This is a genomic window from Mesorhizobium sp. M7A.F.Ca.ET.027.03.2.1 (assembly GCF_003999175.1).
GTDB lineage: Bacteria > Pseudomonadota > Alphaproteobacteria > Rhizobiales > Rhizobiaceae > Mesorhizobium.
On the sequence record NZ_RZOM01000587.1, the window covers coordinates 1 to 3,854 of the forward strand.

Here is a 3,854-nt window from a genome sequence, read left to right on the forward strand (position 1 = left end):
CTCCTGGGCCATCGCGCTGCCGGCCGACAGGATGACGGATGCGACCAACGCCGCCAACAAACCAGTTCTCGACAACAGCTTCTTCCTTGTTCTCACAGCGGCCTGCCGCCTTCTATTTCCCGCCGCCGCATCAGATATTGTCACTGCACATAGCCGACAGGCTGGCCGGTGACGGGGTGCGCGAACACGCCCATCTCCACACCGAAAATGCCTTTCAGCACATCGCTACGCATGATTTCGCCTGGCGTGCCGCGCGTCAGCAGCTTGCCGTCCTTGAGCGCGATCAGTTCGTCGCAGTAGCGCGCCGCCATGTTGGGATCGTGCAGCACGACGACGACACATAGGTCGCGTTTGCGGCTGAGCTCCTTGACCAGCCCGAGCACCTCGACCTGATGGGCGATGTCGAGTGCCGAAATCGGCTCGTCGAGCAGCATGACGCCGGCGTTCTGCGCCACCAGCATGGCGAGCCAGGCGCGTTGGCGCTCGCCGCCCGACAATTCGTCCACCAGCCGGTCGGCAAAACCCTCCATATCGGTCAGGGCCAGCGCCTCCTCGACATGCTGCCTGTCCTCGGCGCGGAAACGGCCAAGCGCGCCATGCCAGGGATAGCGCCCGAGCGTCGCCAGTTCGCGCACGGTCAGGCCGGTCGCCGCAGGCGTCGTCTGCGGCAGATAGGCAAGCGCGCGGGCAAATTCGCGGGCACCCCATTGCGGCAACGGACGTCTGGCGAAAGTGATGGCGCCTGAACTCGTCGGCTGCTGGCGCGCCATGAGCTTGATAAGCGTCGACTTGCCCGAACCATTGTGGCCGATCAGCCCATAGACGCGCGAGCGCTCCAGTTCGAGCGAAACCGGACCGAGCAGCGTCCGCTCGCCGACGGCAAAGCGCACCGCGTCGATATGGAAGGCAGTCTGGGCATCAATTCCAGCCATGCTCATGGCTTTTCTCCAGTGCGGCCGCCCGCATTTCCAGATTCCGGCATTTCGACGGGTCGTGCCCGGTTGACTATGAAACATGACCTTACTAGTCAACATTGAAGATGACTGCAACGATCAACAAATCGTCGCGACCGGCAATATCGGCACGAAAATTTGGAAACAGGGGGCGCAAAGGATGATTTCAGGACATGGACCGATTTGGCGGAACCGGATAGCGCGCAAGCGCCTGCTGATCGCAACGGTGTCGCTGCCGGCCCTGCTTGGCTGCGGCCATGCACTGGCCCAGGAGACGGTCACCACCACCCTAGACCCGATCAAAGTCCAGGAACGTGTCGAAAGCGCTTTCGGGCCGGTCAAGGGCTACGTTGCCACAAAGGGCTCCACCGGCACCAAGACCGACACGCCGCTGATCGAGACGCCGCAATCGATATCGGTCATCACCAGGGACCAGATGGAAGCGCAGGCCGTCGACAGCCTGAACAGCGCGTTGCGCTACACACCCGGCGCCACCGGCAATCTCTACGGCACCGACAATCGCGGCCTCGGCCTGCAGTTGCGCGGCATTTCGAACGCCAGCGGCGTCTTCTACAGGGACGGGCTGCAGCTCAAGGAGAGCAATTTCACCCTGTTCACCGCACTCGATTCCTATGGCGCGGAACGCTACGAGGTGCTGCGCGGACCGGCGTCGGTACTTTATGGCCAGGCAAGCCCCGGCGGCATCATCAACTATGTCAGCAAGCGGCCAACCGAGGAAAACCTGCGCGAGGTCGAATTCGGTGGTGGCAGCTTCAACCGGTATGAAGGCAAGTTCGATTTCAGCGGCGCGGTGAACGCCGACAAGTCGCTGCTGTTTCGTCTCACCGGTGCCGCTCACATGGGCGACACGCAGACCGATTTCGTCAAGGACGACCGCATCTTCATCGCGCCGGCGATCACCTGGCAGCCCGATGCCGACACCAGCCTGACCATCCTCGCCAACTATCAGCGCGATCGCTCGGGCTGGGCGATGCAGTATCTGCCTGCCTACGGCACGGTCATACCGGGCAAGGACGGCAAGTACCTGCCGAACAGCATGTTCGTCGGCGAACCCGGCTTCGACTCCTACAACAACGACCAGGCTTCGATCGGCTACGAATTCGACCACCGTTTCAACGAAACCTGGCAGGTTCGGCAGCATGCCCGCTACGTCCACCTCACCCACACCGAGGAGGGCGTCTTTGGTGGCGGGCTGACGGACTCGAACGGCCTGGAACCTTCAAGCGGCGACTACTACCGTTATGCAGATGCCGGCGGCACCAAACTCAGCGGCGTCACCATCGACAACCAGGCACAAGCCGATTTCGACACCGGGCCGCTCGCCCACACGCTGCTCGTCGGCCTCGACTACAAACGCTATACTTACCGCGACTATGCCTCGGAAGGGACCGTCGAGGACGGTTTCAACGTCTTCGATCCGATTTACGGGTACCCGATCACCGATCTGACGCCCTACACCGATACCGACACCACCCAGCAGCAGGTCGGTCTCTATGCGCAGGACCAGGTAAAGCTCGGCAACTGGCGGCTGACCCTTGGCGGCCGCCAGGATTGGTCGGACGCCAAGGTCTACGACAATCTGGCCGGCGGCTACATTCCCGAGCAGAAGGACAACGCCTTCACCAGCCGGGCGGGGCTCGTCTATCTCGCCGACAACGGGCTTGCGCCCTATGTCAGCTACTCCGAATCGTTCCAGCCCGTGGCCGGCGCCGACAGCGACGGCAATCTGTTCATGCCCGAGACCGGCAGGCAGTACGAGATCGGGCTGAAATACCAGCCGACCGGCTGGAACTCCTTCATTACGGCATCGGTTTTCGACCTGACCCGGCAGAATGTCGTGCGTTCCGGTAATGAGGGCTCACCCAACGATCTGTTCCAGACCGGTGAGATCCGTTCGCGCGGCGTGGAACTGGAAGCCGTGGCGAGCCTGGATGCGGGCCTCGATCTGAGAGCGGCCTACACCTATCTCGACACCAGGATCACCAAGGCGACTTCTGTTGTTGATGATAATGGGAGTTCGATCAGCAATGAAGGCAATACGCCCTTCGGCGTGCCGAAGCATTCCGCGTCGCTGTGGGCGAATTACACCTTCGGCAGCGGCCGCCTGGAGGGCCTGGGGCTGGGCGCGGGTGTCCGCTATGTCGGCTCGACCTATGGCGACGACGCCAACAGCTTCAAGGTCCCATCGGTCGTGCTTGCCGACGCGGCGGTGCATTACACCTGGCAGAACGCCACGCTCAGCCTCAATGCCAGCAATCTGTTCGACAAACGCTATGTCGCCTCCTGTTTCTCTTCGGGCTTCGGCTGCTTCTACGGCGAAGGCCGCAGGATCAACGGTTCGGTGAAATACACATGGTAGAAGCAATGTGGCGGGCCGGCCCAAAATGGCGGCGCTGACACGGCGCCAGTATCTTGCCGGCCTCGCCGCGACCGGCCTCGCTTTGCCGGGCGGCATGGCACGCGCGGCACCTGCCCGCGTCGTCTGCCTGGAATGGACATCGGCCGAACTGGTGGTCTCGCTCGGCCTGTCGCCGCTCGCCGTCGGCGACACCAGAGGTTATGGCGACTGGGTGCAGGGCCCGGCGCTGCCGCAGGCCACCATCGACCTGGGATCGCGCAGCGAGCCCAATCTCGAACTGCTTCGGGAACTGCGGCCCGACCTGATCGTCGGCGCCTATGGCTATGGCTTGGACGAGAACAGCTTCACCAGATTGGCGCCGACCTTCAACGTGCCGTTCTACAGCGGCAAGGCTCCACCTTACGCGCAGGCGCAACAGGTGACGCTGCAGCTTGGCGACATGCTCGGCCGCAGGACGGAAGCAGAAAACCTTGTCGGGCGCACCGAAGCCTCGATCGCCCAAGCGCGTGCCAGGCTGGAGC

The 3,854-nt window shown here is 62.9% G+C and carries 3 protein-coding genes; 2 read left to right on the forward strand and 1 reads right to left on the reverse strand.

The genetic code is table 11. From position 1 onward, the window contains the following. Positions 1–140: 140 nt before the first annotated feature. Positions 141–932 (reverse strand): ATP-binding cassette domain-containing protein, encoded by a 792-nt coding sequence (locus EN750_RS22770; protein ID WP_164748715.1) that lies wholly within the window; start codon positions 930–932, stop codon positions 141–143. A 181-nt stretch (positions 933–1,113) separates the two neighbouring features. On the opposite strand from EN750_RS22770, the gene EN750_RS22775 reads away from it, so the two are divergent. Together EN750_RS22775 and EN750_RS22780 are read left to right on the forward strand one after the other, a co-directional pair. Further along, positions 1,114–3,333: a TonB-dependent siderophore receptor gene (locus EN750_RS22775; protein ID WP_127397716.1), complete on the forward strand. Its 2,220-nt coding sequence runs from the start codon at positions 1,114–1,116 to the stop codon at positions 3,331–3,333. Positions 3,334–3,358: 25 nt separating this feature from the next. Next, positions 3,359–3,854 (forward strand): ABC transporter substrate-binding protein (locus tag EN750_RS22780; RefSeq protein ID WP_145967841.1); only part of this gene is annotated, 496 nt, incomplete at its 3' end.